This is a genomic window from uncultured Oscillibacter sp. (assembly GCF_900544955.1).
Lineage (GTDB): Bacteria > Bacillota > Clostridia > Oscillospirales > Oscillospiraceae > Oscillibacter.
The window spans coordinates 24,193-46,250 of sequence record NZ_UQXD01000003.1 but is presented as its reverse complement, the minus strand read 5'-3'; the positions used below and the strand labels follow the sequence as shown (position 1 = coordinate 46,250).

21 protein-coding genes are annotated in these 22,058 nt (G+C 64.2%); 12 read left to right on the top strand and 9 right to left on the bottom strand.

Annotation, left to right across the window (positions count from 1 at the left end):
• Positions 1 to 46: 46 nt before the first annotated feature.
• The 8 genes from QZS21_RS01450 (at position 47) to QZS21_RS01415 (ending at position 8,394) form a co-directional block, all read left to right on the top strand.
• Positions 47 to 874, top strand: coding sequence for an IclR family transcriptional regulator (locus QZS21_RS01450; RefSeq protein WP_366557568.1), 828 nt, complete (start codon positions 47 to 49; stop codon positions 872 to 874).
• Between the two features lie 91 nt (positions 875 to 965).
• Entirely contained in the window at positions 966 to 2,642 is a 1,677-nt protein-coding gene (ilvD, locus tag QZS21_RS01445) for a dihydroxy-acid dehydratase (RefSeq protein ID WP_295579362.1), read from the top strand.
• Between the two features lie 41 nt (positions 2,643 to 2,683).
• Positions 2,684 to 3,724 (top strand): TRAP transporter substrate-binding protein, encoded by a 1,041-nt coding sequence (locus tag QZS21_RS01440; protein WP_295579360.1) that lies wholly within the window; start codon positions 2,684 to 2,686, stop codon positions 3,722 to 3,724.
• Positions 3,725 to 3,777: 53 nt separating this feature from the next.
• A complete protein-coding gene (locus QZS21_RS01435; protein ID WP_295579358.1) occupies positions 3,778 to 4,263 on the top strand; it encodes a TRAP transporter small permease in 486 nt (161 codons plus the stop codon).
• Positions 4,260 to 5,552, top strand: a complete 1,293-nt coding sequence (locus QZS21_RS01430; protein ID WP_295579356.1) for a TRAP transporter large permease — start codon at positions 4,260 to 4,262, stop codon at positions 5,550 to 5,552. Before QZS21_RS01435 ends, QZS21_RS01430 begins: the two co-directional genes overlap by 4 nt.
• Before the next feature lie 58 nt (positions 5,553 to 5,610).
• Positions 5,611 to 7,257 carry an FAD-binding protein gene (locus QZS21_RS01425; protein WP_295579354.1) on the top strand — a complete coding sequence of 549 codons (1,647 nt, stop codon included), beginning with the start codon at positions 5,611 to 5,613 and terminating at the stop codon, positions 7,255 to 7,257.
• 400 nt (positions 7,258 to 7,657) lie between these two features.
• Positions 7,658 to 8,002: a hypothetical protein gene (locus QZS21_RS01420; protein ID WP_295579352.1), complete on the top strand. Its 345-nt coding sequence runs from the start codon at positions 7,658 to 7,660 to the stop codon at positions 8,000 to 8,002.
• 92 nt (positions 8,003 to 8,094) lie between these two features.
• Positions 8,095 to 8,394: a hypothetical protein gene (locus tag QZS21_RS01415; RefSeq protein WP_295579350.1), complete on the top strand. Its 300-nt coding sequence runs from the start codon at positions 8,095 to 8,097 to the stop codon at positions 8,392 to 8,394.
• Between the two features lie 60 nt (positions 8,395 to 8,454).
• Here the strand turns inward: QZS21_RS01415 and QZS21_RS01410 are convergent, their stop codons facing one another.
• Positions 8,455 to 10,659, bottom strand: a complete 2,205-nt coding sequence (locus tag QZS21_RS01410) for a diguanylate cyclase domain-containing protein (RefSeq protein ID WP_295579348.1) — start codon at positions 10,657 to 10,659, stop codon at positions 8,455 to 8,457.
• 401 nt (positions 10,660 to 11,060) lie between these two features.
• Here QZS21_RS01410 and QZS21_RS01405 point away from each other — a divergent pair, with 401 nt between their 5' ends.
• From QZS21_RS01405 to QZS21_RS01390, 4 genes are read left to right on the top strand one after another with little or no spacing between them, the layout of a single operon-like run.
• Positions 11,061 to 11,750 carry a TetR/AcrR family transcriptional regulator gene (locus QZS21_RS01405; protein WP_295579346.1) on the top strand — a complete coding sequence of 230 codons (690 nt, stop codon included), beginning with the start codon at positions 11,061 to 11,063 and terminating at the stop codon, positions 11,748 to 11,750.
• Between the two features lie 32 nt (positions 11,751 to 11,782).
• Entirely contained in the window at positions 11,783 to 12,268 is a 486-nt protein-coding gene (locus QZS21_RS01400) for a hypothetical protein (RefSeq protein ID WP_295579344.1), read from the top strand.
• An 11-nt stretch (positions 12,269 to 12,279) separates the two neighbouring features.
• Positions 12,280 to 12,468, top strand: a complete 189-nt coding sequence (locus QZS21_RS01395; protein WP_295579342.1) for a hypothetical protein — start codon at positions 12,280 to 12,282, stop codon at positions 12,466 to 12,468.
• On the top strand, positions 12,461 to 13,660 hold the full coding sequence (locus QZS21_RS01390; protein ID WP_295579340.1) for a DUF1266 domain-containing protein: 1,200 nt from the start codon (positions 12,461 to 12,463) through the stop codon (positions 13,658 to 13,660). Before QZS21_RS01395 ends, QZS21_RS01390 begins: the two co-directional genes overlap by 8 nt.
• Positions 13,661 to 14,153: 493 nt before the next feature.
• Here the strand turns inward: QZS21_RS01390 and gspM are convergent, their stop codons facing one another.
• The 8 genes from gspM to QZS21_RS01350 form a co-directional block, all read right to left on the bottom strand.
• Positions 14,154 to 14,738, bottom strand: coding sequence for a type II secretion system protein GspM (gene gspM, locus QZS21_RS01385; RefSeq protein WP_295579337.1), 585 nt, complete (start codon positions 14,736 to 14,738; stop codon positions 14,154 to 14,156).
• Positions 14,735 to 15,325: a hypothetical protein gene (locus QZS21_RS01380; protein WP_295579335.1), complete on the bottom strand. Its 591-nt coding sequence runs from the start codon at positions 15,323 to 15,325 to the stop codon at positions 14,735 to 14,737. Before QZS21_RS01380 ends, gspM begins: the two co-directional genes overlap by 4 nt.
• A gap of 16 nt (positions 15,326 to 15,341) precedes the next feature.
• Positions 15,342 to 16,340, bottom strand: coding sequence for a pilus assembly protein PilM (gene pilM / locus QZS21_RS01375; RefSeq protein WP_295579333.1), 999 nt, complete (start codon positions 16,338 to 16,340; stop codon positions 15,342 to 15,344).
• A gap of 49 nt (positions 16,341 to 16,389) precedes the next feature.
• Positions 16,390 to 17,181, bottom strand: coding sequence for an A24 family peptidase (locus QZS21_RS01370; protein ID WP_295579332.1), 792 nt, complete (start codon positions 17,179 to 17,181; stop codon positions 16,390 to 16,392).
• Positions 17,182 to 17,337: 156 nt separating this feature from the next.
• A complete protein-coding gene (locus QZS21_RS01365) occupies positions 17,338 to 17,739 on the bottom strand; it encodes a type II secretion system protein (protein ID WP_295579330.1) in 402 nt (133 codons plus the stop codon).
• A gap of 68 nt (positions 17,740 to 17,807) precedes the next feature.
• Positions 17,808 to 19,022, bottom strand: a complete 1,215-nt coding sequence (locus QZS21_RS01360) for a type II secretion system F family protein (RefSeq protein ID WP_295579328.1) — start codon at positions 19,020 to 19,022, stop codon at positions 17,808 to 17,810.
• A gap of 96 nt (positions 19,023 to 19,118) precedes the next feature.
• A complete protein-coding gene (locus QZS21_RS01355; protein ID WP_295579326.1) occupies positions 19,119 to 20,162 on the bottom strand; it encodes a type IV pilus twitching motility protein PilT in 1,044 nt (347 codons plus the stop codon).
• A gap of 11 nt (positions 20,163 to 20,173) precedes the next feature.
• On the bottom strand, positions 20,174 to 21,865 hold the full coding sequence (locus QZS21_RS01350) for a GspE/PulE family protein (RefSeq protein ID WP_295579323.1): 1,692 nt from the start codon (positions 21,863 to 21,865) through the stop codon (positions 20,174 to 20,176).
• Between the last annotated feature and the right edge of the window lie 193 nt (positions 21,866 to 22,058).

Sequence of the window (22,058 nt, the reverse complement as noted above, 5' to 3'; positions counted from 1 at the left end):
ATCAAAAAACGGGCGAATTTGTGTGAAAAATGTGAATTGACTTTTTATGGGGAAATTGGTACGTTTAGGACAGATCATGGAAAAGAGTGATGCATCTATGGCGGAGCGGCGGGAATACAGTGTTTCGGCACTCTCGAAAATTGAAAAGGTCATGGATTACTTGCTGGAAAATCCGGGAAGCACGTTTTCGGAGCTGTGCGAGAACGTGGACGTTCCCAAGTCCAGCCTCTACCAGCTCATGCGGGCACTGACCAGCAACCGGTTTGTCCGGGAGGATGAGGAAAAGCGGTTTCACATCGGGTTCCGGATGTTTGAATACGGACAGGCCGCGGTGCGGAATCTGGATATCTGGAAAACGGCGCATCCGTTTCTGGTGGAGTTGGCGAAAAAGACAAAGCTGACCGTACATCTGGGCATTTTGAATGAAAACCTGAACGGCGTATTTCTGGACCGCGTGGACGGCGCCAATTTCACCTTTACCCACACGCGGATCGGGGCCCAAATCCGGCTGGAGACCAGCGCGACCGGCAGAGCGCTGGTGGCGTGGGAATCCAAAAAGCGGCAGGAGCAGCTGCTCCGCATGCTGCACTTTGATATGGAGAGCGGCCCGGCGTCTTCTGCGGAAGCCTATCTGGCTGAATGCGAGCGCTCCGTGCAGCGGGGATATGCCGTGGATGCCCAGGCCAGTCAGCCCAACATCAACGGAATCGGCGTTCCGCTCTATAACTATACCGGAGAGGTCTGCGGCGCCATTGCCATGGGCGGCCTCTGCCAGGAGCTGGATTTGGAGAACTGCCAAGAACAGCTGAAGCTGATACAGGAGGCCGCGGCGCAAATCTCCGCCGCGCTGGGTAAGCAGGCCGTGCCGGTGTAACGCCGCAAAAACAAGAGGGCAGGGAACTGCCTCTTGTTTCAGCCCTAAATTCCAAACTAGGTTTGATATATCAAATTATGGAGGGAAAAACATGGAAAAGTGGAGAAGCAAGGAGATGTGGCGCTCTCCGGACGCCGCAGGCGGCAGGACGACCTTCAAGACGGTGGGACTGACGGATGAGGACTTTCAGCGCCCCATCATTGGCATTGCCAATACCTGGGCGGAGATGGGCCCCGGCCATTCCCACCTGCGGCAGATTGCGGAGGTGGTGAAGGCCGGCGTCTGGCAGGCGGGGGGCGTGCCGCTGGAGTTTGGAAACATGGCCCAGTGTCCCAATCAGGTGGAGGGCTCCCACGGTATCCGCTATGACACCGCCACCCGCGACATTCTCTCCTTCTCCGTGGAGGCGGCCACCGAGCTGCACATGTTCGACGGCTTGGTGATGATCGGCACCTGCGACAAGATCATTCCCGGCTTTCTGCTGGCGGCCGCCCGGCTGGACCTGCCCACGATCATCGTTCCCGGCGGTTCCCAGAAGCCCGGCAACTACAAGGGAAAGCCCATCATGACCGATCTTTTGATGAGCGAAGGCTATGCCTACAGCATGGGCAAGAGCCGACTCACCCACGAGGAACTGATTGAGATGGAGGACTGCATCTGCCCCTCCGCCGGCGCCTGCGCCGTTCTGGGTACGGCCAACACGGTCCAGTGCATGGCGGAGGCTATGGGCATGGCGCTGCCCGGCGCCGGTACGGCCCCCGCCGTGTCCACCAAGCGTCTGGCGCTGGCCAAGCAGTCCGGCCGCCAGATTGTGAAGCTGATTATGGAGGGCATCTCCGCCCGGGACATCCTGAACGCCAAGAGCATAGAAAACGGCATCAAGGTCCTCCACGCGCTGGGCGGTTCCACCAACACCATCATCCATCTTTTGGCCCTTGCCCATGAGCTGAACCTCCTGGACCGGATCAATCTGGATTTCATCGAGAAGCTGGGGGAGGAGATTCCCTGCATCACCGCTATCCAGCCCAGCGGCCCCTATACGGTGGGCGATCTGGACGAGGCCGGCGGGATTCAGGGGGTCATGAAGCAGCTGGAGGCGCATCTGCATCTGGACTGCATGACCGTTGCCTGCACCACCGTGGGGGAAAATTTGAAGAAAGCCCACGTGTACAACGAGGACATGATCCATCCCCTGGAGGCGCCCGTGTACGAGGGGGGGCTAGCCGTCCTGAAGGGGAATCTCGCCGGCAACGCCATCGCCCGGCCCTCCATCCTGGCCAAGGAGATGCGGCATCACTGCGGCCCCGCCAAGGTGTTCGACTCCATGGAGGAGGCGGACGCCGGTATTCGCAGCGGCCTTGTGAAGGAGGGCAGCATTGTGGTCGTCCGCTACGAGGGACCCCGCGGCGGCCCCGGCACCACGGATTTGCTCTCCGTTGTCTGCAACCTGCAGGCCAGCGGCCTGTATAAGACCTGCTGTATGCTGACGGACGGCAAGGTGTCCGGCTTTGGCCGTGCGCCGTATATCTGCCAGGTCTCTCCGGAGGCGGCGGTAGGCGGCCCGCTGGCGCTGGTGCGGGACGGGGACATGATCGAGTACGACATCGAGAACAAGAGCCTGGAGATCCATATCAGCGACGAAGAAATGGCCCGCAGAAGAGCGGAATGGACGGCGCCCCCCTGCCGCGTGCACGATGGGTTCCTCAGCTTGTATGCCAAGCTGGGCAACCCCGTCGAGATGGGCGCCGGCCTGGACATGAAGATCTGAAAACAAGCGCAATCCCCAATGAAAATAAAGGAGTGAATCACATGAAAAAGTTTTTGTCCATGGCGCTGTCTGCTGCGATGATCCTCGCGCTGGCCACCGGCTGCGGCGGTTCTCCCCAGGAGGCGGATGGGACCGGCGGCGCCGCGGCGGGCGGTGAAACGACCTACACCCTGAAGTTCGGCCACGACAACAACACGGACGCCTCCTACCACGCCGGTGCGCTGGAATTCCAGCGCCTTGTGGAGGAGCGGACCAACGGCCAGGTGAAGATTGAAGTGTTTCCCTCCGCCCAGCTGGGGGACGAGGCCGCCCTGCTGGAGGGCGTCCGGATGGGTACCGTGGACTTCGCCCCCTGCGGCTGTTCCAATGCCGCCACGGTGTTCCCGATGCTGGGGCTGTTCAGCGTCAGCTACCTGTTCCAGGACCAACAGCACTTTGACGCCTGTGTGAGCGACGACAGCGACATGATCGCCCGCATCAAGGAGCTGGTGGCCGCTGAGGAGTCCGGGGCAACCGTCGGCGGGATCTTCACCATCGGCAAGCGCAGCGTCATCAACTCCAAACACCCCATCGTGGAGCCCGGGGATTTGAAGGGGCTGAAGCTGCGGGTCATGTCCTCTCCCATCGAGACCCAGGTCTGGTCCACGCTGGGGGCCATGCCCACCTCCATTGCTACCAGCGAGACCTACAGCGCACTCCAGACCAAGGTCGTCGACGGCGCCGAGAACGCCCCCATCATCGTCTACAGCTGGAAGTTCCACGAGGTCGCCAAGTACTACTCCCTGACGGAGCACCAGTTCTTCCTGTCCCCCGTGTTCGTCAGCGACAAGGTTGCCCAGAAACTGCCGGCGGAGTTGTACGGCACCGTGATGGCGTGCCTGGCGGAGGCCTGCGCCTATGAGCGCGAACAGGACATTGTGATCAATGAGAAGGCGCTGGAGGACCTGGCCGCCGGCGGCTGCGTCATCAACGACGACGTGGACAAGGAGGCCTTCATCGAGATCCTGGCGCCCTTGCAGGATGAGGTCGCCGGTCAGTATGGGGTCGCGGATGTGCTGCAGATGATCCGCGACAAGATGTAATGGCGCAAATTCCCTGACGCATTTGCGGTGATTGATAGAAAGGGAATGGTCCAATGAAAAGACTGATGGAATGTATCAACGGCCTTGCCGGGATGATGCTGGCGTTCTTCTTTGTGCTGGTGGGTCTGGACGTGCTGTTCCGCAGCGTTCTGCACAGCTCGGTCACGTGGATGAACGAGGGCAGTACGCTGTCCTTCATCTGCATGGCGCTGCTGGCCAGCGCGGTGGGTTTCATCGACGACATCCACTATAAGGTCAGCGTCTTTCCGGAGCGGATTGAAAAGAAGCTGGACGGCGTGCTGTTCGGCGTGGAAATGGTCAGCGTTCTGCTGTTCGGCGGCCTGCTGGTCTACGAGGGACTCCGCTATGTGAAGAACTGCGCCAAGAGCTTTTCGCCCGCCCTGGGCATCCGCATGTCGTATCTGACCAGCATGATTCCCGTGTGCGGCGTGGTCATCCTTCTGGCGGTGATCTATCGCTGCTGGCTCCGTATGGATGCAAAGAAGAGGGGCGCGGAGAAAAGGGAGGATGACACATGAGCTCTGCATGGCTGTTGTTCGGAACCTTTTTGCTGCTGTGCCTGCTGCGTGCCCCTGTGGCCGTTGCGCTGCTGCTCTCCGCAGTCGTGGCGGCGTGGAGGGAGGGGGTGGACCTGATCATTGTGGCCCAGCAGATCTGGCAGGGGCTGGACAGCTTTACGATGCTGGCCATCCCGCTGTTCCTGCTGGCCGGGACCTTTATGGAGTCCGGCGGCATCGTCACCCGCATCGCAAAGTTTGCCGACACCTGTGTGGGTCACGTCACCGGCTCTCTGGGCCATGTCGTGGTGGTCTGCAACATGGTGCTGGCCGGTGTTTCCGGCTCGGCCACCGCGGACGCCGCAGCCGTCGGCGGCATGTTCATCCCCATGATGAAAAAAAACGGCTACAGCGGGGAGCTGGCCGCGGCCATCAGCGCGGCGGCCGCCACCATGGGCCCCATCATTCCCCCCAGTTTGATTATGGTGGTGTACGCCTCCACCGCCGGCGTCTCCACCGGCGCCCTCTTCCTGGCGGGCGTGCTGCCCGGCATTTTGGTGGGAATCACCCAGATGATCGTGGTCTATCGCACGGCGAAGAAGGAGAACCTGCTGGCGGCCCATGGCCGGGCGCCGCTGGCCCAGGTTTGGAAGGACTTCCTGACCTGCCTGCCGGCGCTGCTGGTGCCGTTCATCATCATTGTGGGCATTGTGGCCGGGATCTTCACCGCCACGGAGGCCGCCATGGTCGCCGCCGTCTACTGCCTGCTGGTCGCCATGTTCGTCTATCGGACCATCAGGGCCAGGGACCTGTTCCGCCTGTTCAAATCCGCGGCCATCAGCTCGGCGCCCTGCCTGTTCTGCATTGCCTCCGCCAGCTTCTTCGGCTGGATGCTGGCCTACCTGAACATCCCCAATCTGCTGATGAGCGTGATGTCGCGCTTTGTCAGCAGCACGACCTCTCTGCTGCTGGTGTTCACCGTGCTGTTCATCATCATCGGCATGTTTATGGACGCGCTGCCCGCCATCGTCATTTTCTACCCCATCGTCAACGCCATGTCGCTGTCCATCGGCTGCGATCCCATGCATGTGGCCATCGTTATCTCGTTGGTCTTGTGCTTTGGCCTGATGACGCCGCCCTACGGCATCACCCTGCTGCTGTCCTCTCAGATTGCGGGCGTGCGCAGCATGGACGCGGCCAAGCTCCTGTTTCCGTTCTATTTCATGTTCCTCGTGCTGGTGCTGGTGGTCATCTTCGTCCCGGAGATTGCGCTGTTTTTGCCGAAGCTGCTGATGCCCAGCGCATTTTGAGGACGGGGAGATGGGAGGCACGAGAGGATTTACGTGCGCGCCTGCGCTCCGGACGGATGTGCTCGTCATCGGAAGCGGCGGGGCGGCCCTGCGGGCCGCGCTCGCCGCAGCCGAGGAAAACGTGTCCGTCACCATCGTGACCAAGGGTTGCCTGGGCAAGAGCGGCGCCACCTATTGCAGCGTAGCGGAGATCGGCGCATTCAACGTTCCGGACGGCGCGTTTGATCCGGAGGACAACCCGGATGTGTTTTACCGGGACATCCAGCGCGCGGCACTGGGGATGGCGGACTTGAAGCTGGCCAGAATCCTGGCGGATGAGGCCATCGACGCCAAGGCGTATCTGGAGCGCTGCGGAATGCACTTTGCCCGGAACCCGGACGGGAGCTATATGGGCTATCGCGCCTGCTTTTCCAGCAGGGCCCGGTCGCATGTGGTGAAGGATCATTTTCAGCCCATCATGCTGACGCTGCTCCGGCAGGCGGCGCGGAAGGAGCTCCAGATACAGGAGGATGCCACGGTGACGGACCTGATCGTGGATCACGGCGTCTGCCTGGGGGCGTTTATGCTGCGGGAGGGGGAGCTGACCCCCATTCTGGCCGGCAGCGTGATTTTGGCTGCCGGCGGCGGCAGCACCCTGTTCCGGCATCATCTCTATCCGGAGTTCATCACCGGCGACGGCTATGCAATGGCGTGGCGGGCCGGCGCCTGCCTGCAAAACCTGGAGTTTCTCCAGACGGGGATCGGCCTGGCGTGGCCGCAGCCCAATCTGTTCGGCAATCAGCTCTGGCAGGCGGCGCCCAGATTGACCAACGGAGACGGGGAGCGGTTCATTGAACGGTATACCGGCGGGAAGGCCTCCGAAGCGCAGGTCCTCCGGGCCAAGGGCGGGCATTTCCCGTTCAGCACCCGGGATGTTTCCCAATATCTGGAGATCGCCGTTCAGACAGAGATCCGCAGCGGGGTGCCGACGCCCCGGGGAAACGTCTACCTGGATTTCCTGGAGACGGACTTTCAGAGGCTGTTCCGCGAAAACCCGGGGTTCCAATCCGTTTGGCAGCTGACCTATGACCGCTTCCGGAGCCTCGGCGTGGACCTCTATCGGGAGAGAATCGAAGTTGCCTGTTTTGCGCACGCCGTCAACGGCGGCGTGCTGATCGACGAGCGCGGGGCCACCAGCCTGCCGGGCCTCTATGCGGCCGGTGAGATCGCCGCTGGGCCCCATGGCGCGGACCGGCTGGGCGGCAACATGTCCCTGACCTGCATGGTCTTTGGCCGCAGGGCGGGGGTCTTTGCCGCCGACTTTGCCCGCCATGCCGAGCGGAAAGGCCTGGATGAGGCAGTGCTGAGCGAGGAGGTGCGGCGCCTCCGGGGATTTGGACGGCTGTCCGCTGCACGGTACCGGCAGATCCTGGGGGAGGTGCAGACCGCTGCGGACCAAAACCTCCTGATCGTCCGGAATCAGGACGGCCTGCGGACGTTCCGCCGGAGCTGTGCCGGCTGGAAAGAGGCCCTGCGCAGCGGCGATGCGGCGGGGGAGGGGACCCTGGAGGAGCTTCTGGCCCTGGAGAGCCGCATTGTCACCGGCGAACTGCTTGCCGCCGCCGCGGAGGCGCGGAAGGAGAGCCGCGGCAGCCATTACCGCAGCGACTATCCCGCAGGGGACCCCGCCTACGGTCAGCCAAAGCCGTTCTGCAAGGGGCTGTGAGCGGCTGCGGTCAGGCGGACAGTGCTGCTGTGCGTAAAAAATGGCCAGACGGTTACACCGTCTGGTCATTTTTCCGCTGGCATGGGAGGCTTTACCGGAAGCACAATCGGGGGCAGGGCCTTGCCGGATGAGCACAAACCGCATAAAATGATCTCGACAGGGTTCGGCGGTTCCGGGGTGGGGCGAGACGTGTGACAGGAGCCGAAGCCGCTGCGGGGGATGGAACCATCCTGAAAGGGACTCGTGGGCGGCTGCGTTTCGCGTGAATGCATCGTGCTTGCCGCGGGGAGACAGTACCGATGTCGTGGAGGGAATTGCGTCATGGCCTGGAAGGAAGATGGATGGGGGATTTCTCACGGAAAAGGGGCAGGGGGGCACTTGCCCGGATGGGAGGACAGCAATGAGGAGAGGAAACGACTGGCGGTCTTTTTTGGCTGGGTGCCTGCTTGTGCTGCTGGTGGGCTGCGCCGCCGGGGCGGAGCAACCGGGGAACGGCTCCGGCTGCCCAGATTCAGCGCAGACGCCGGAGCCTGCGGCGCAGCTGGCGGCCTGCCGGCAGATGGCACAGCGGATTCTGGATGAGACGCGGCTCCACGTGGCGGACGACGACTTTTTGAACATGGGAACAACTGCGTCTTCTACGATTTCAATCGGGACGGACTCTGTGAATTCGCTGCGGCGGAAAACTGTGATGACGGCAGCATCCAAGTCCGGCTTTACTGCGCCGCACCGGACGGCGGTCTGACGGATTGCCTGGGAGCGGATTTCTTCGCGTCCCACAACCCGCTCCCCAACCGGGTTGGCTGGGTCGGAGACGGCGTTACCTACTGGAATAAGATGCGCTATCAGGACGGGGAGGATCTGGTGCTGCACTATGGGAATGACGGTGATGACGCATACCGGCTCTTTTCCTTCGAGGATGGCCGCTGGGTGCTGCGCCACACCGTCTCCGGCTACAACGGACAGGGGGAGCCGGAGACCAGCCGGTGCGATCTGGACGGTTCCCCCATGGACAAGGACGCCCAGCGGGCGTTTTTTGCCTGCCTGCCGGAATGGCTGGGCTATCCGGAGGATGCCGAGGCGATGACGTTACAGGCATTCCTGGGCCGTCCGGCGGAGCCGCCGCCAAATGACTGAGGCCGCCCCGTATGGGGCGGCCTCTGACGCACCCCCGTTTCCGGGGGCCGGGAGAGCGGCTCAGGACTCCGATTCCTGGAGGCGCTTGTACTCCGTGATGTCGGTGCAGTTGATCAGGTAGGCGTCGCACTCCTCCCACTTCATCGGGGAGTACCGCACCCGGGTCCAGACATCGTACTGGGGATTGTACACCTCCGTGGCCCCGGACAGCGGGCAGGTCTCACAGGGGAGGTCCCGGCCGAAAAACGCCCTGTGGCAGGTGTCCCCAATTTTGGCGGAGGGGTCCAGGAGGAGGGTCTTCTGGTTCAGGTACAGCAGCTGGTAGTTGTCCTGCCGGATGGCGTAGATGTAGGCGTCCTGCAGGTCCAGGATGGTGTTGAGCTGGACCATGATCTGCTGGTTGCGGTCCGCCTCCCGCTTTTTCAGGAGGAAGGTGGTCAGCAGCTGGGCCACCAGGGAGAGCAGCCCGATCTCCTCCTTGTTCCACATCCGCAGGCCCGTGCACTCGTCAAATCCGATGAAGCCGCAGAATTCCTTCCCGTTGTACAGGGCGCACTGGAGGGTGGAGCAAATGCCCTGCATCTCAAACAGGGCGGCCTGGGCGGGGGAGAGGGTGTGGATGTCCCGGCAGTAAAAGACGGCGTGATCCCGGAACAGCTCCTGGTACCCCTTCACCGCGTCATAGGGAAAATGCTGGAAAAACTGCTTCTGGGGCGAGATGCCCTCGTTGCACCACTCGTAAGTATTGTCGGTATACGCCCCGCCGGGGGCGTTTTCAAAGACGTAGGCCCGGCTGACATCGAAGCGCCTGCCCACGATTTCCAGAATCGCCTCCACGGCGCAGTCGATATCGTGGGTGTCGTAGAGGGTTTGAAACACATAGTTGACCAGGTCGCCGGATTTCCCATCCGCGCTCTTGTCGGAATCAATGGCCGCGCCCAGGGAGGAGTAGCCGATCCGGTCCACCGTCTCCATGCTCTTTGCGTCGAACCGGGCGTACTGGTTTTTCCCCTGGCTCTTGGCCTGGTACAGCGCCAGGTCGGCACAGTGGTACAGCGTCTGGTAGTCCCGGCCGTCCCAGGGATAGAGGGAGAAGCCGATGCTGCAGGTGACCTCCACGGGCTGCTTTTCCCCCTGGAACAGGTGCTGGAAGAGGTTCAGGAGCTTGACGGCCTTCTCCTCGGCCACCTGGATGGAGGGGATGTCCTTGAGAAAGACGGCGAATTCGTCCCCGCCGATCCGGCCGATCACGTCGGATTTCCGGGTCAGCTTCTTCATGCCCGCCGCCAGCTCGACCAGGACCGCGTCCCCGAACAAATGCCCCTGGCGGTCGTTCACCTGCTTGAAATCGTCCACATCGATGATGAACATGGCGCAGACCGTCTTCGGCGCCCCCGCCAGGTACGACTCCGCCCGCCGTTGGATCTCGGTGTGGTTGTAGAGCCCCGTCAGGGCGTCCAGCTCTGCCCGGCGGCGCAGGTCCTCCATCATCCGCTTCTCCTCGTCGATGTCGGAGATGGTCCCCACCGCGCGGAGCGGCGTCTTATCGGCGCTGTACTGGGTGGCGGCCCGGATGCGGCACCAGATGTACTGCTCCTTGGCGTTGCAGATGCGGACATCCAGAACCGAATTCGGCACGCCCTTTTTGGTCTCCTCCAGGAGCTCGGCCATGGGGTCCACGTCGTCGGGGTGGAAATGGCGCAAAAGCTCCCGCTTGGGCAGGCTGCCGTCGTAGTGGGGCGCATAGCCGAACTTCTCCAGCCAGTTGGGGGAGAAGGAGATGGTGTCCGCGGCAAAATCCCACTCAAAAATGATGTCCGAGGACTGGTTCATGATGATCTCCAGGTGCTCCAGGGACAGCCGCAGCTTCTCCTGGGCGTCCCGCACCTCCGTGAGGTCCAGGAAAATGCAGAAAAAGCGCTCCTCCCGCCCGTCTCCGAACAGTTTGGCGCTGCTGGCGGTCCACTTGTAGCCGCCGTCCTTGCAGAGCACCCGGTAGCTCAGGGAGAGCCGGTCGCCCTTGTTCAGCTGCCGGCCGATTTCAAGGAGGAAGTTCTGCCGGTCCGACGGGTGGATCAGCGCGAGGAACTGGTTTTGAAACTGGGATGCCAGCTCCTCCCGGGTGAATCCGAACATGCTGAGAAACCCCTCGTTGACGCCGACAATGGTGTACTGGCCGTCGTTTTTGCACTGCATGACCCCGCCGGGAATGAGGTCCAGCAGGGCCTCGCCCTCCGGGCTGAGCCCATCCAACAGTCTTTGCACGATGATCCCCCTTACGATGCGGCGGCCGGGGGGCCTCTGGGGCGCCCGGGCCGTCTTGGTTTGGAAAGAAATGAGCCCCTGCCCGCTCCTGCGGCGCCGTGTTCCGGGGCCTGGGCGCGGCGGCGGCTTGGAAAGGCGCTGCCCGCGGCGCCCCGCAAATGCGGAGATGCGCCCGGAGACTGCCTCGCTGCCTGTAGATAACATTCAGTATAGCAAATGTCTGGGCAAATAGCAACTGTTTGACCGGCGCAGGAGGAGATTGGCAGGGCCGTGCCGGTCCGGCGGCGGAAACACCGGGCAGAAACCATCTGCCGGGACTTGCACAATGGCGCCGCGTGTGTTACGATACAAATAAAGATAAAATATTAAAATTGTTTTTATTGGAGAGGGGAGGCGTGACCGTGCCGAAAATTGCGTACTCCGGGGAGGAGCGGGAGCAGATTCGGGAGGCGCTGATCGCCGTGGGGCTGGAGCTGTTTGTAAAGCAGGGCGTTCAGCACACCACCGTCCAGCAAATCTACACCCGCGTCGGCATCTCCCGCACCTTTTTCTACACCTTTTTTCCCGCCAAGGAGGACCTGGTGGTGCAGGCGTTTTACCGGCAGCGGCCGCATATCGTGGCCCACGCCCGGGAGCTGATGGAGGACCCGGCCCTGAGCTGGCGGGACGGGGTCCGGCAGTTTCTGTACGACTTCTGCCACACCGAAGGGAACCGCTTCGCCATTTTGACCGTGGAGGAGCAGCAGGAGCTGTTTCGGCACCTGTCGCCGGACAAGCACCGGGCCTTGCAGGAGACGCAGTTTACCTTTTTCGCCAGCATTTTGGAAATTTTCGGCATTCCAGCAGAGGCGCACACCGCGAAATTTCTGTGCAACCTGCTGTTGTCGGTGGTAATCGTCCGCAAGGCGATTCCCAACACCCTGCCCTTCCTCTTTCCAGAGGCGGCGGACGAGATGGCGGCCTTTCAGTTGAACGCCCTGTTGGACCATATGGAGGCGCTGCGCCGCGGACAGGACGGCGCCCCCCTTTCCGAAAAACCCCCTTGCGCTCCGGCGCGGGTTTCGGCATCCTTTAATCCCACAAAAACATAAAAGCCATTCATAAAGACGAGGAGGAACCAACCATGGGAATTTTCAGCAAGCTGTTCAAGGGACCGGAGGTGGACCTGGCCAAGAGCGAGGCCAACCGCCAGAAGATGCGGGCGCTCTTTGACCAGGTGGTGGAGGACGGCGGCGCCTACCGGCTGGTATACGGCTATACGGAGGACGTGGGCCGCTTCAACTACGGGCTGGTCCACGGCAGCAAGACCAAAATCGGCAACCTGATCGTGGGCTGGAACGAGCAGAGCGAGACCATCGCCGTGGTGCCCACCGTGCCGGATCTCTCCGGCTGCGGCGACCCCGCGTATTACCGCCGTTCGGACATCCACAAGGCCTACCGCAACAAGTACCCTACCGACGCCTTCATCATCTACCCGGACCGGAGGGGCTACATCGGCATCAACCTCTGCGACTGGCTGGAGGACGAGAGCCTGTACGTCTATGTCTCCCAGGAGGAAGAGGTCCGGGCGTTTACCGATTTCTTTATGAATCATTTTCAGACCAAGTAGGGAGGAAGAAAATGCCCTGGGGAGAGATCGGCGTGGTGCTGGTGGTCCTGGCCGTGGTTTTCATCGCTGGCCACGCCTGGTTTCATCTGGTGGAGGGGGCGCTGGGCGGCCTGAAGGGGCTGTTCTTCCGGAAAAAGGAGCTGCCCCCGTGGCATTCCCTCCCGCCGGATTGGGAGAAAAAGGAGGAACGGCATGATTGACATGGAGGAAATGATGCGGCGGGCCCAAGAGGCCAGCGAGGCCGCGTCCCGGCAGCTGAATGAGTCCATAGAAAAGAGCCGGAAAATCGCCGAACGGGCGCAGGCGGACGCCGAAAAAGCGGCGGAGGAGAGGGCCGCCCGGCAGCGGGAGGCCCGGGCTGCCGAACAGGACGCCGCCAACCGGCAGCGGCAGGTGGAGATTCTGGGGCAGATGTTCCGCCCGGAGGACATGGCCCAGACGGCGGACACCGGGGCGATGATCCAGCAGATGGTGGACGAAAAGGTGGCCGAGGCTGCCGCCCTGGGGGCGGAGGGCATGATGGGCCAGCTCTTCGGCGAGGACATGGGAGTGATCGCCGCCGCGCTGGAGACCCTGGCGATGGAGGACGGCGGCGACGAGGACGACGAGGGGGAAGCGCTGGACCTGGCGCTGGAGGAGGAGCTCTATGGGATTTTGGAGGAGAAGCTCCGGCAGGTGGAGGCGCTTCCCGAGTCGGAACCGGTCCCCTATGCCAGGGACGATCCCCGCTGGGGGCGGTTCGGCATCCTGCTCTCCGGCATCATCTCCAGCCTGAACGACCACCGGCTGGACGGCATGGACGTGGAGGAGCACATTCCGGTGATGGAGCAGCAGATCGTCTCCCTGGTGCGCCGTACCTGGGGCATCAACGGGAGAGGCGAGTTGCTGGACACCATCCGCGACCTCGCCCGGGAGGGCTATGCCCTGCGCTACCGGATGTACTGCGAGGCGGCCTCCCCGGAGGCGCTGATCGACGAAACCGGCGATGACGAGACGCGGGAAGCGGTCTGCCGCGGCTGGCGGTTCGTGCAGCATTACAAAGCGCACTTCGGGCCGGGCTTTTTGACCGGCTGGGATGTAGGCCGGGCGGCCATGCTGGCCCGGTGGGGCTGCTACCTGGGCTGGCTCACCGAGGGCGAGGCCGTGGGCATCCTGTGGGATCTCGCCCGGCGGGCGGCGGAGGAGCTGCACAGCTGGCGGGAGTTCGCCCAGTCCTACCTGTTCGGCGGATTGCTGTGGAAGCTGCTGTGCGGCGACGGCGCGGCGGAGAGCTACCTGGGCTTTTTGGCGGACGCCGCCACCGACCTGCTGACCGGGCGGGCGGCGGAGGGCGAGGGCCAGTGGCGGGACTGCCCGTGGCCCGCCGCCCGGACCATCGGCTTTCAGGCGTAGCGGCCCGGCAGGGGGGCGAGCGCCCGACCTGGCAGGAGATTTATGCTGCCCCGCCGGTAGGGGAACGCCGCCCGGCGGCGCGGCCTGCCCGACAGGGAGGGTGTCTGTGCCCCGGGCGCTGTTCCGCTCTGGCGGGCCGCCCCATTGCGTCTTCCCCTCTCGTGCCGCTCTCTGGCACCATGTCTTTTGCAGCGTCCTATTTTATGGCATCGCATTTGGAACATCCCCTTTCGCGCTGCTTGTTTGCACGGCGATCCTCTTGTGCCGTATCTTCCAGAGTGCCCCTCCCATGGCGCGCCTTCCGCAGCGTTCTTTCGGCGGCGCCCCTTTCGCGGTGCGCTTCCCACGGCGTTCTTTCGGCGGCGCCCCTTTTTGCGGCATTTCCTTTCCGAGTACCCCTTTCACGCCGCTTCCGGCGCGCAGGAGAGCGCGCACAAAACACCGCCGGTCCTTGATAGGACCGGCGGTGTTTTGTGTGGTTGGCGTCTGGGTCTCAGGCGGCGGGCTCCTCCTCCGCAGGGGGCTCCTCGGCGTACTCGAAGAAGGTGATGCTCAGGCGGGTGGAGACCGGGCCCCGGGTGATGTCCTCCGCCTGGTTCCCGTCGGCGCAGGAGAGGGACAGGGCGGTGATCTCGCAGCGGTAGGGGACGTCGTACAGGGTCTGGACAATGGCCTTGGCGCCCTCGTAGCTGCCGGAGGTGAAGGTCATGTCGATGGACCGCCGGGCGATGTTCCCCTCGAAGGCCACGGGGGTGAAGACCAGATTGTAGCTGGACGCGGCGGACAGGGCGCCGTTGAGCAGGCGCACCACGTTTTGGGTGTTGTCGTAGTCGGGGACCTGGGAGAGGTGGTCGCTGCGCTCCAGATTGTCCAGGGCCTCCTGCATCTGGCGGAGCTGGATGGCCCGGGTCTCCTCAATGAGAATCGCGCTCTCCGCCTCGGCCTGGCGCAGGGTGGCGTCGGCAATGGCGTCGGTCACCGGCTGAAAGACCAGCACGAAGTAGCCGCACACCAGCAGCAGTACCGCCAGAATCAGCAGCAGCGCCTTCTCCCGGGTGGTGAATTTCCGGTTCATCACGGCGCGTCGCCCCCTTCCGCCGCCTGCGCCGATTGCAGGGTGATGGTCATGTTGACGCTGGTGCCGGAGGCGGACTCGTTCCGCCCGCCGGCATCGGCGGTGTAGATGTCCACCGAGGAGACCAGGGGGCTCTGGTAGAGCCTGGCCAGAATGCCGGAGGCCCGGCTGAGGTCCGTGCCGGTGAGCTGAACCTGGATCACCGTGCCGGAGAAGTCCAGGGAGGAGATGCCCGCGTCCGGCAGCAGGCAGGACTCCATGAGGGCCAGCACCTCCATGCAGGTGGCGGGGGCCTCGGAGGAGGCGGTGAGCTGGGCGGAGAAATACCGGGCGTACTCGGTGCGCACCGCGTCGTAGGCGGTGGTCTCCCGCTGGAGGGAGGAGAGGCGCTGCTGGGCGTCGGCGGCGTCGCGCTCGGCCTGGGCGGCGGCGTTCAGCCGGTCCACCACGGCAAATTTGGTGAGCAGCAGAATCAGGAGAATCACCGCCGCCAGACCCGCCGCCAGGCGGGAGGGCGGGTAGGGGGACTTCTCCTTCATCATCAGGTTGAGGGTGGTTTTAGAGGGGTAGGGCTTCTGTCTCCATGTCATGGCGTCCGTCCCTCCCTTACTGCTGCGCCGCGCCGATGGCGGCGGGGCACAGGTCGGCCTGCTCCGCCCCGGCCCCGGACAGGGCCAGCAGGTCGGAGATGGGGTGCAGCTCCATGGAGAGGGTCTCCGAGAGCTGCTCCACCAGGGGGGCGATGCGGCTTCCGCCGCCGCACAGCCACGCGGTGTCCAGTTGGCTGCCCGGGTTGCTGTAGCGGTAGAAGTTGATGCCCCGCATCAGGTCCACGGCCATGGCCCGGTACTGATCCCGGCAGGCCTGGAGCTCCAGCTCCCCCTCCCGGTTGGCCACCTTTCTGGCCCGGGCGATGTGGACGTCCACATGGAAGGCGTCGGCAATGGCGTTGTCCAATTGGATGCCGCCGAACTCGATCACCCGGGACACCTCGAACCGCAGCCCGGTGAAGATGTACACCCGGGTGGCGCTGTGGCCCAGGTCGATGATGCAGTACTCCCGCTCCTCCTGGGGGTTGGCCTCCTGGCAGCGGCGGAGGAGGTTGACGTAGGCCAGCTCCGTGGGGAGGGCCGTGACCAGCTTCAGCCCGGCCCAGCGGCAGATGTCCCGGTAGCTGTGGATGACGGTTTTCAAAGCGGCGGCGGCCATCAACTCCATCTGCGCGGGCTTGCCGGCCTCGTCCCGCTCCATCCGGAGCACGGCGTAGTCGTAAAAGTACTTGTCCTTCTCCTCGGTGATGTAGTCCCGGAACTCGTAGGGCAGGTTGAGCTGCAACTGTTCCACGGTCATGGCGGGGAGGAGGGTGCGCCGGGCGAAGGCCTGGGAGGCGGGGAGGACCAGGGCGCAGCGGCGGGCGGACAGGCGGTGCTTTTTCACCGTCTCCTTCAGGAAGGCGGCCATGGCCTCCGGGGAGACCACGCGGCCGTCCCGCACCAGCTGGTCGGGCAGAGGCTCCGACACCAGGCGCTGCACGGCGCCTCCGCCGCACAGCGCCAGCTTCAGCTCGCAGCTGCCGATATCAATGCCGATGGTGGTTTTACTCATGGGAGGAACCAACCCTTTCTGTTTGGGATGGAGGCGGCCCGGGGGCGGCTCAGTAGAACAGGGAGAGATACCACGCCAGCACCGGCCGGCCGAAGAGCATGGTCAGCCACGCGGCCCCGGCCAGGGCGGGGGCAAAGGGGAAGGGGACGCCGGGGCGGGCGCGGACCAGCACAAAGCCCAGAACCAGCCCCAGCAGGCAGGCGAGAATCAGCAGCAGCAGATTCTGCTGCCAGGGGAAGGAGAGGCCGATGGCGAACAGCAGCTTCAAATCGCCGCCGCCCATGGTCTCCCGGCCCAGCAGTTTGTCCGCCGCCAGCACCAGGGCCAGCAGGGGCAGGGAGACGGCCAGGGCGTTTCCCACGCTCCGGGCCAGGGCGAGATACCAGGGCCCGGCCGCGTCCGGCAGGAGCAGGAGGGAGCAGAGCCCCGCCGCCAGCACCAGGGAGTCGGGGAGGAGCTGGGTGTCCAGGTCCACCAGGGACAGCGCCAGCAGCACGGAGGCCAGGGCCCCGTAGCCCAGAGCGGTCCAGCTCAGGCCGTACCGGGCCAGGAGGGACACATACGCCAGGGCGGCGGTCAGCTCCACGGCGGGGTAGCGGGGGGAGATTTTCTCGCCGCAGTAGCGGCACCGGCCCCGGAGAGACAGCCAGGACACCAGGGGCACCAGGTCCCGGGGGGCCAGGGGGCGGCCGCACCGGGCGCAGTGGCTGCGGCCGCGGGAGACGGATTCGCCGTTTGCCAGCCGCCAAGCCAGGCAGTTGAGAAAGCTGCCCATCACCAGCCCCAGCAGGGCGGTGAGGCAGTAGCAGTAAACCGTCAGGGCGGGGGTGAGATACAGCATGGGACAGTCCTTTCCGGCGGGAGGCGATGGGCGTCCCGCGGGGATTCCGGCGGGCGGTGCCGCGGGGCGGTCCGGAGGCAGGGGAAGACGGTCCGGGACGGGCCGCCTTCCCCCGCTTCCGCGGGGGAAAACGGAAAATTCAATAAAGATGGACTATCAGGTGCCTGAAGGTCCAGTGGTTGTAATTGTTACATCGTTATCAACCTTAAACGACCCAGCCTTCTCAATTGAAATTGTACCGCCAGCACCGCCTGAATACTTAACGTTAGTTTTCCGATCCGTTGCAATTCCGGCTTTGTCCACGATATCAGACAATGCAATTGTTATCTTCGGATCGCCACTGCCGAAATCCTGATCGGTCATTTTATCAAGTAGCAACTCAGCATACGCGGCGCGGACATTGGCCAGGTCCCTGGCATTATTGGCCTTTTCCAATGCACTTCCGAAGACGGGGATGGAGACGGCCACCAGGACGCCGATGATGGCCACCACCACCAGCAGCTCCGCCAGGGTAAAGCCCTTTTTATTCTTGCGGATCTTTGTCATGAGCTTGTTCATAGATGTATTCCTCCTAAAAATTGAACTTTATTTTTACCGGACACAGAAGCCGTCCGGGCAAAACCATATCAGGCCATGTTGTCGTACATGGTGAACATGGGCAGGTACAGGGCGATGACGATGATGCCGATGATGATGCCCATCACCACGGTGATGGCGGGCTGAAGCATACTGAGTGCCCGCTGGGAGGCCACCTCCACCTCGCTGTCGTAATAGGCGCCGATGGTGGTGAGGGTCTCCTCCAGAGAGCCGGTCTCCTCGCCCACGGCGGTCATCTCGCACAGCAGCTCCGGAAAGCAGCCGCACTCCCGCAGGCAGGCGCCCAGGCGCCGCCCCTCCTCCAGGGCGGGGACCAGCAGGGCCAGGCGGCTGCCCAGCCACAGGCTGTCCAGCACCCGGGCGGTGGTCTGCACCGCCTGCACCATGGGCAATCCCGAGGTGAGCAGGGTGGAGAGGGTGTTGGCCAGCTGGCTGGCGCCCTTCATCTCCGCCACTCGGCCCAGGGCCGGAAGCCGCAGTTGGAGCCGGGAGAGGCGCAGCCCGCCCTGCTCCGTGTCGTTGTAGAAGCGGAAGGCCAGGATGAACGCCACCACCGCCAGGAAGATCTGCCACCAGTGGCCCGCCAGGAAGCCGGACACGGCCATCAGCCCCAGGGTGAGGGCTGGGAGCTGGGCGTTCATGGACTCGAACAAGTCGGCGAACACCGGCATGACGAACACCATGATGATGCCCACCACCAGGGCCGCCAGCACGGAGAGAAAGATGGGGTAGATCATGGCGGAGCGGACCCGGGCCTTCACCTTGGCGGACTTGTCGTAATACGTAAACAGCTTTTGGAAGCTGGCCTCCAGGGAGCCGGACTCCTCTCCGGCCCGGATGGTCTCGATGAAGGTGGAGGGCAGCATTTTGCCGCCCTTGTTCTCAAAGCTCTGGGCCAGGCCGTAGCCCGCGGAGACGTCCTCCGCCACCTGGGAGAGGAGCTTTTTCACGTTCCGGTCCGCGGTTTGCCCCTCGATCAGCTTCACCGCCCGGACCACCGGCAGTCCGGCGGTGAGGATGATGGCGAACTGAGAGCACAGCAGGGCCAGGGCCTTGTGGGGGACCTTGGGCGGGCCGAACAGGTCGTCGGACGTGCGGGGCAGGTCCGCCACCTGGGTGATGGAGGTGACGAGGGAGCAGGTCTCCCGGATGCGGTCCACCGCCTCAAACTCGTCGTAGGCCTGGATGACCCCGTGGACGGGGCCGCCGTCCCGGGAGACGGCCTTATACTTAAAGGTAGGCATGGGAAGCAGCCCCTTTCCTGTGAAATTCCGCTTTTCCCCAGGGGAAAAGCGGATGCCCGTGCGGGCATCCGAATGAGGCCTGCCGCCTCAGAGCCGTCAGAAGGGGCAGGCGCGCTTCACATACTCCGGGTCCCAGGCGGCCTCCCGGGCCGCGGCGGCGGAGATGGCGCGGGACTGCACCAGCCGGATCAGGGCGTTGTCCATGGTGATGGAGCCGTCCTTGGCGGAGGTGGCCACCGCGTTGGCGATCTGGGGGGTCTTGCCCTCCCGGATGAGATTGCGGATGGCGGCGTTGACCATCATCAGTTCGCAGGCCAGCACCCGCCCCTGGCCGTCCGCCCGGGGGAGGAGCTGTTGGCTGAGCACCGCCCGCAGCGTCATGGACAACTGCATCCGAATCTGCTGCTGGCGCCCCTCGGGAAAGACGGACACCATGCGGTCGATGGAGTCGGCGGCGGAGTTGGTGTGCAGCGTGGCCAGGACCAGATGGCCCGTCTCCGCCGCCGTGAGGGCGGTTTCGATGGTGTCCAGGTCCCGCATCTCGCCGATGAGCAGAATGTCCGGGTCCTCCCGCAGGGCGGCCCGCAGGCCCACGGCGTAGCTCTCCGTGTCCCGGCCGATCTCCCGCTGGTTGATGACGCAGCGGCGGGGGGTGTGGAGGTACTCAATGGGGTCCTCCAGGGTAATCAGGTGGCCCGCCCGGGTGCGGTTGATCTCGTCCAGCATGGAGGCCAGGGTGGTGGACTTGCCGGAGCCGGTTTCCCCGGTGACCAGGAGGATGCCCCGGCGCAGGGAGGTGAGCTCCAGCGCGGCGGGGGGCAGGCCCAGGGTGGCCAGCGGGGGGATTTGGTCGCTGAGCAGCCGCACGGCGGCGGACAGGTGGCCCTGGGCGCGGTAGAGGTTGACGCGCACCCGGACGCCGGAGAGGGTGCGGGACAGGTCCAGCTCGCCCCGGGCGGGCAGCTCCCGCCCCTCGGCCAGCTCGCCGCCCAGGCGGAGGCACTCCTCGCCGGACAGGGGGGCGGCGCCCTCCAGCGGGAGGAGGGCGCCGCTGCACCGCACCATCGGGGGCAGGCCGCACACCAGATGGAGGTCGGACGCCCCCAGCTCCGCGGCCCGGGCGATCAATTCTGCAATCATGGAAGTCCCTCCTAAAGGTCCGCCGAGTTGATGGCGCGGCGGGCCTCCTCCAGTGTGGTGACGCCCTCCAGCACCAGCCGGCGGCAGTTGTCGGCCAGGGAGACAAAGTTGGCCTTCCCCAGCAGCTGCTGGAGAAGGTCGCGGTCCGCGCCCCCGGTGATGGCCCGGCGGAGCTGGCGGTCCATGGTCAGGATTTCAAATACGCCGGTGCGCCCCCGGTAGCCGGTGTGGAAGCAGGAGGGGCAGCCCGCGCCCCGGTAGAACGTCTGGCCGGCGGCATGGTCCAGGCCCAGCTCCTCCAGCTCCCCGGGGCCGGGGGTGTACTCCTGGCGGCAGTGGGGGCAGATGCGCCGCACCAGCCGCTGGGAGATGATGCCCCGCAGGGCGGCGGCGATCAGATACGGCTCCACGCCGATGTCCAGCAGCCGGTCCACCGCGGCGGCGGCGCTGCTGGTATGTATGGTGGAGAGCACCAGGTGGCCGGTGATGGCGGCCCGCATGGCGATGGAGGCGGTCTCGCCGTCCCGGATTTCGCCCACGCCGATGATGTCCGGGTCCTGGCGCAGGATGGCCCGCAGGCCGCCGGAGAAGGTCATGCCCGTCTTTTCGTTGATCTGTACCTGGTTGATGCCGTCCAGGTGGTATTCCACCGGGTCCTCCAGCGTGACCAGGTTGACCTGCTCGGTGTTCAGCTCCCGCAGCATGGTGTACATGGTGGAGGACTTGCCCGAGCCGGTGGGGCCCACGATCAGCACCACCCCGGACTGGGTGTGGACCAGGGCCTCGTACTTCTCCAAATCGCCGCCGGTGAGGCCGATGGCCTTCTTGTCCAGCAGCTGGGCATTTTTATCCAGCAGGCGGATGACCAGCTTCTCCCCGTGGATGGTGGGCAGGGTGGACATCCGCAGGTCCACGTCGGTGTGCTTGACCTGGACGTTGGCCCGGCCGTCCTGGGGGACCTTGCGCTCGGCAATGTCCATGCCGCCCATGACCTTCAGCCGGGAGATCACGGAGGCCTGCAAGTCCTTGGGCACGGTGAGGACGTTGCGCATCATGCCGTCGATGCGCATCCGGACCCGCAGCTCGTCCTCGTGGGGCTCCAGGTGGATGTCGCTGGCCTGTTCGGCCACGGCCCGCCCGATGATGGAGTTGACCAGCCGGACGGTGGGGGCGGACTGCACGTCCTCGTCCACCGCGGTGGTGGCGTACACGGACACGCTGTCCCCCGTGGGGCGGGCCTCCCGGCGCATCTCCTCGATGGCCCGGGCGGCGCCCTCGTTGCCGTACAGGGTGATGATGGCCCGGTCCACGGCCTCGGCGGTGGCGATCATGGGCACCACCTTTTTCCGGGTGGCGGTTTTGACCTCCTCGATGGCCATGAAGTTCAGCGGGTCGCTCATGGCCAGGTACAGGGTGTCCCGCTCCGACCGGACGGGAACCACGTTGTATTTTTTGGCGATGTTCTTGGACAGGAGCTGGGCCATGTCCGTGGGGATGACGGCCTTGCTCAGGTCGATGAACTCGATGCCCAGCTGAAGCTCCAGCGCCTCAATGAGCTGCTGCTCGGTGATAAAGCCGCTGTCCACCAGGACGGTGCCCAGGCGTTTTTTGGTGGTGCGCTGGATCGACAGCGCCTGCTCCAGCTGCTCCTGGCTGATGAGGCCGATGTTCAGCAGCAGGTCGCCCAGACGCTTGTAGGTCATGGATATCAAACCCTTTCTGCGCCGGGCGGGGCCGGGCGGTGTGGTGGGGACGGAACGTTGCAAAATGGTATGATCTGGAAGGCAATTTGCGGCCATATCCAGCGATCATCTGTATTATACGCGCTTTCAGAGCGGAAATGCAATACGTAATGTGAATTACGTCGAAAAATCCGTCGAAGCGGCGGACGGAGCG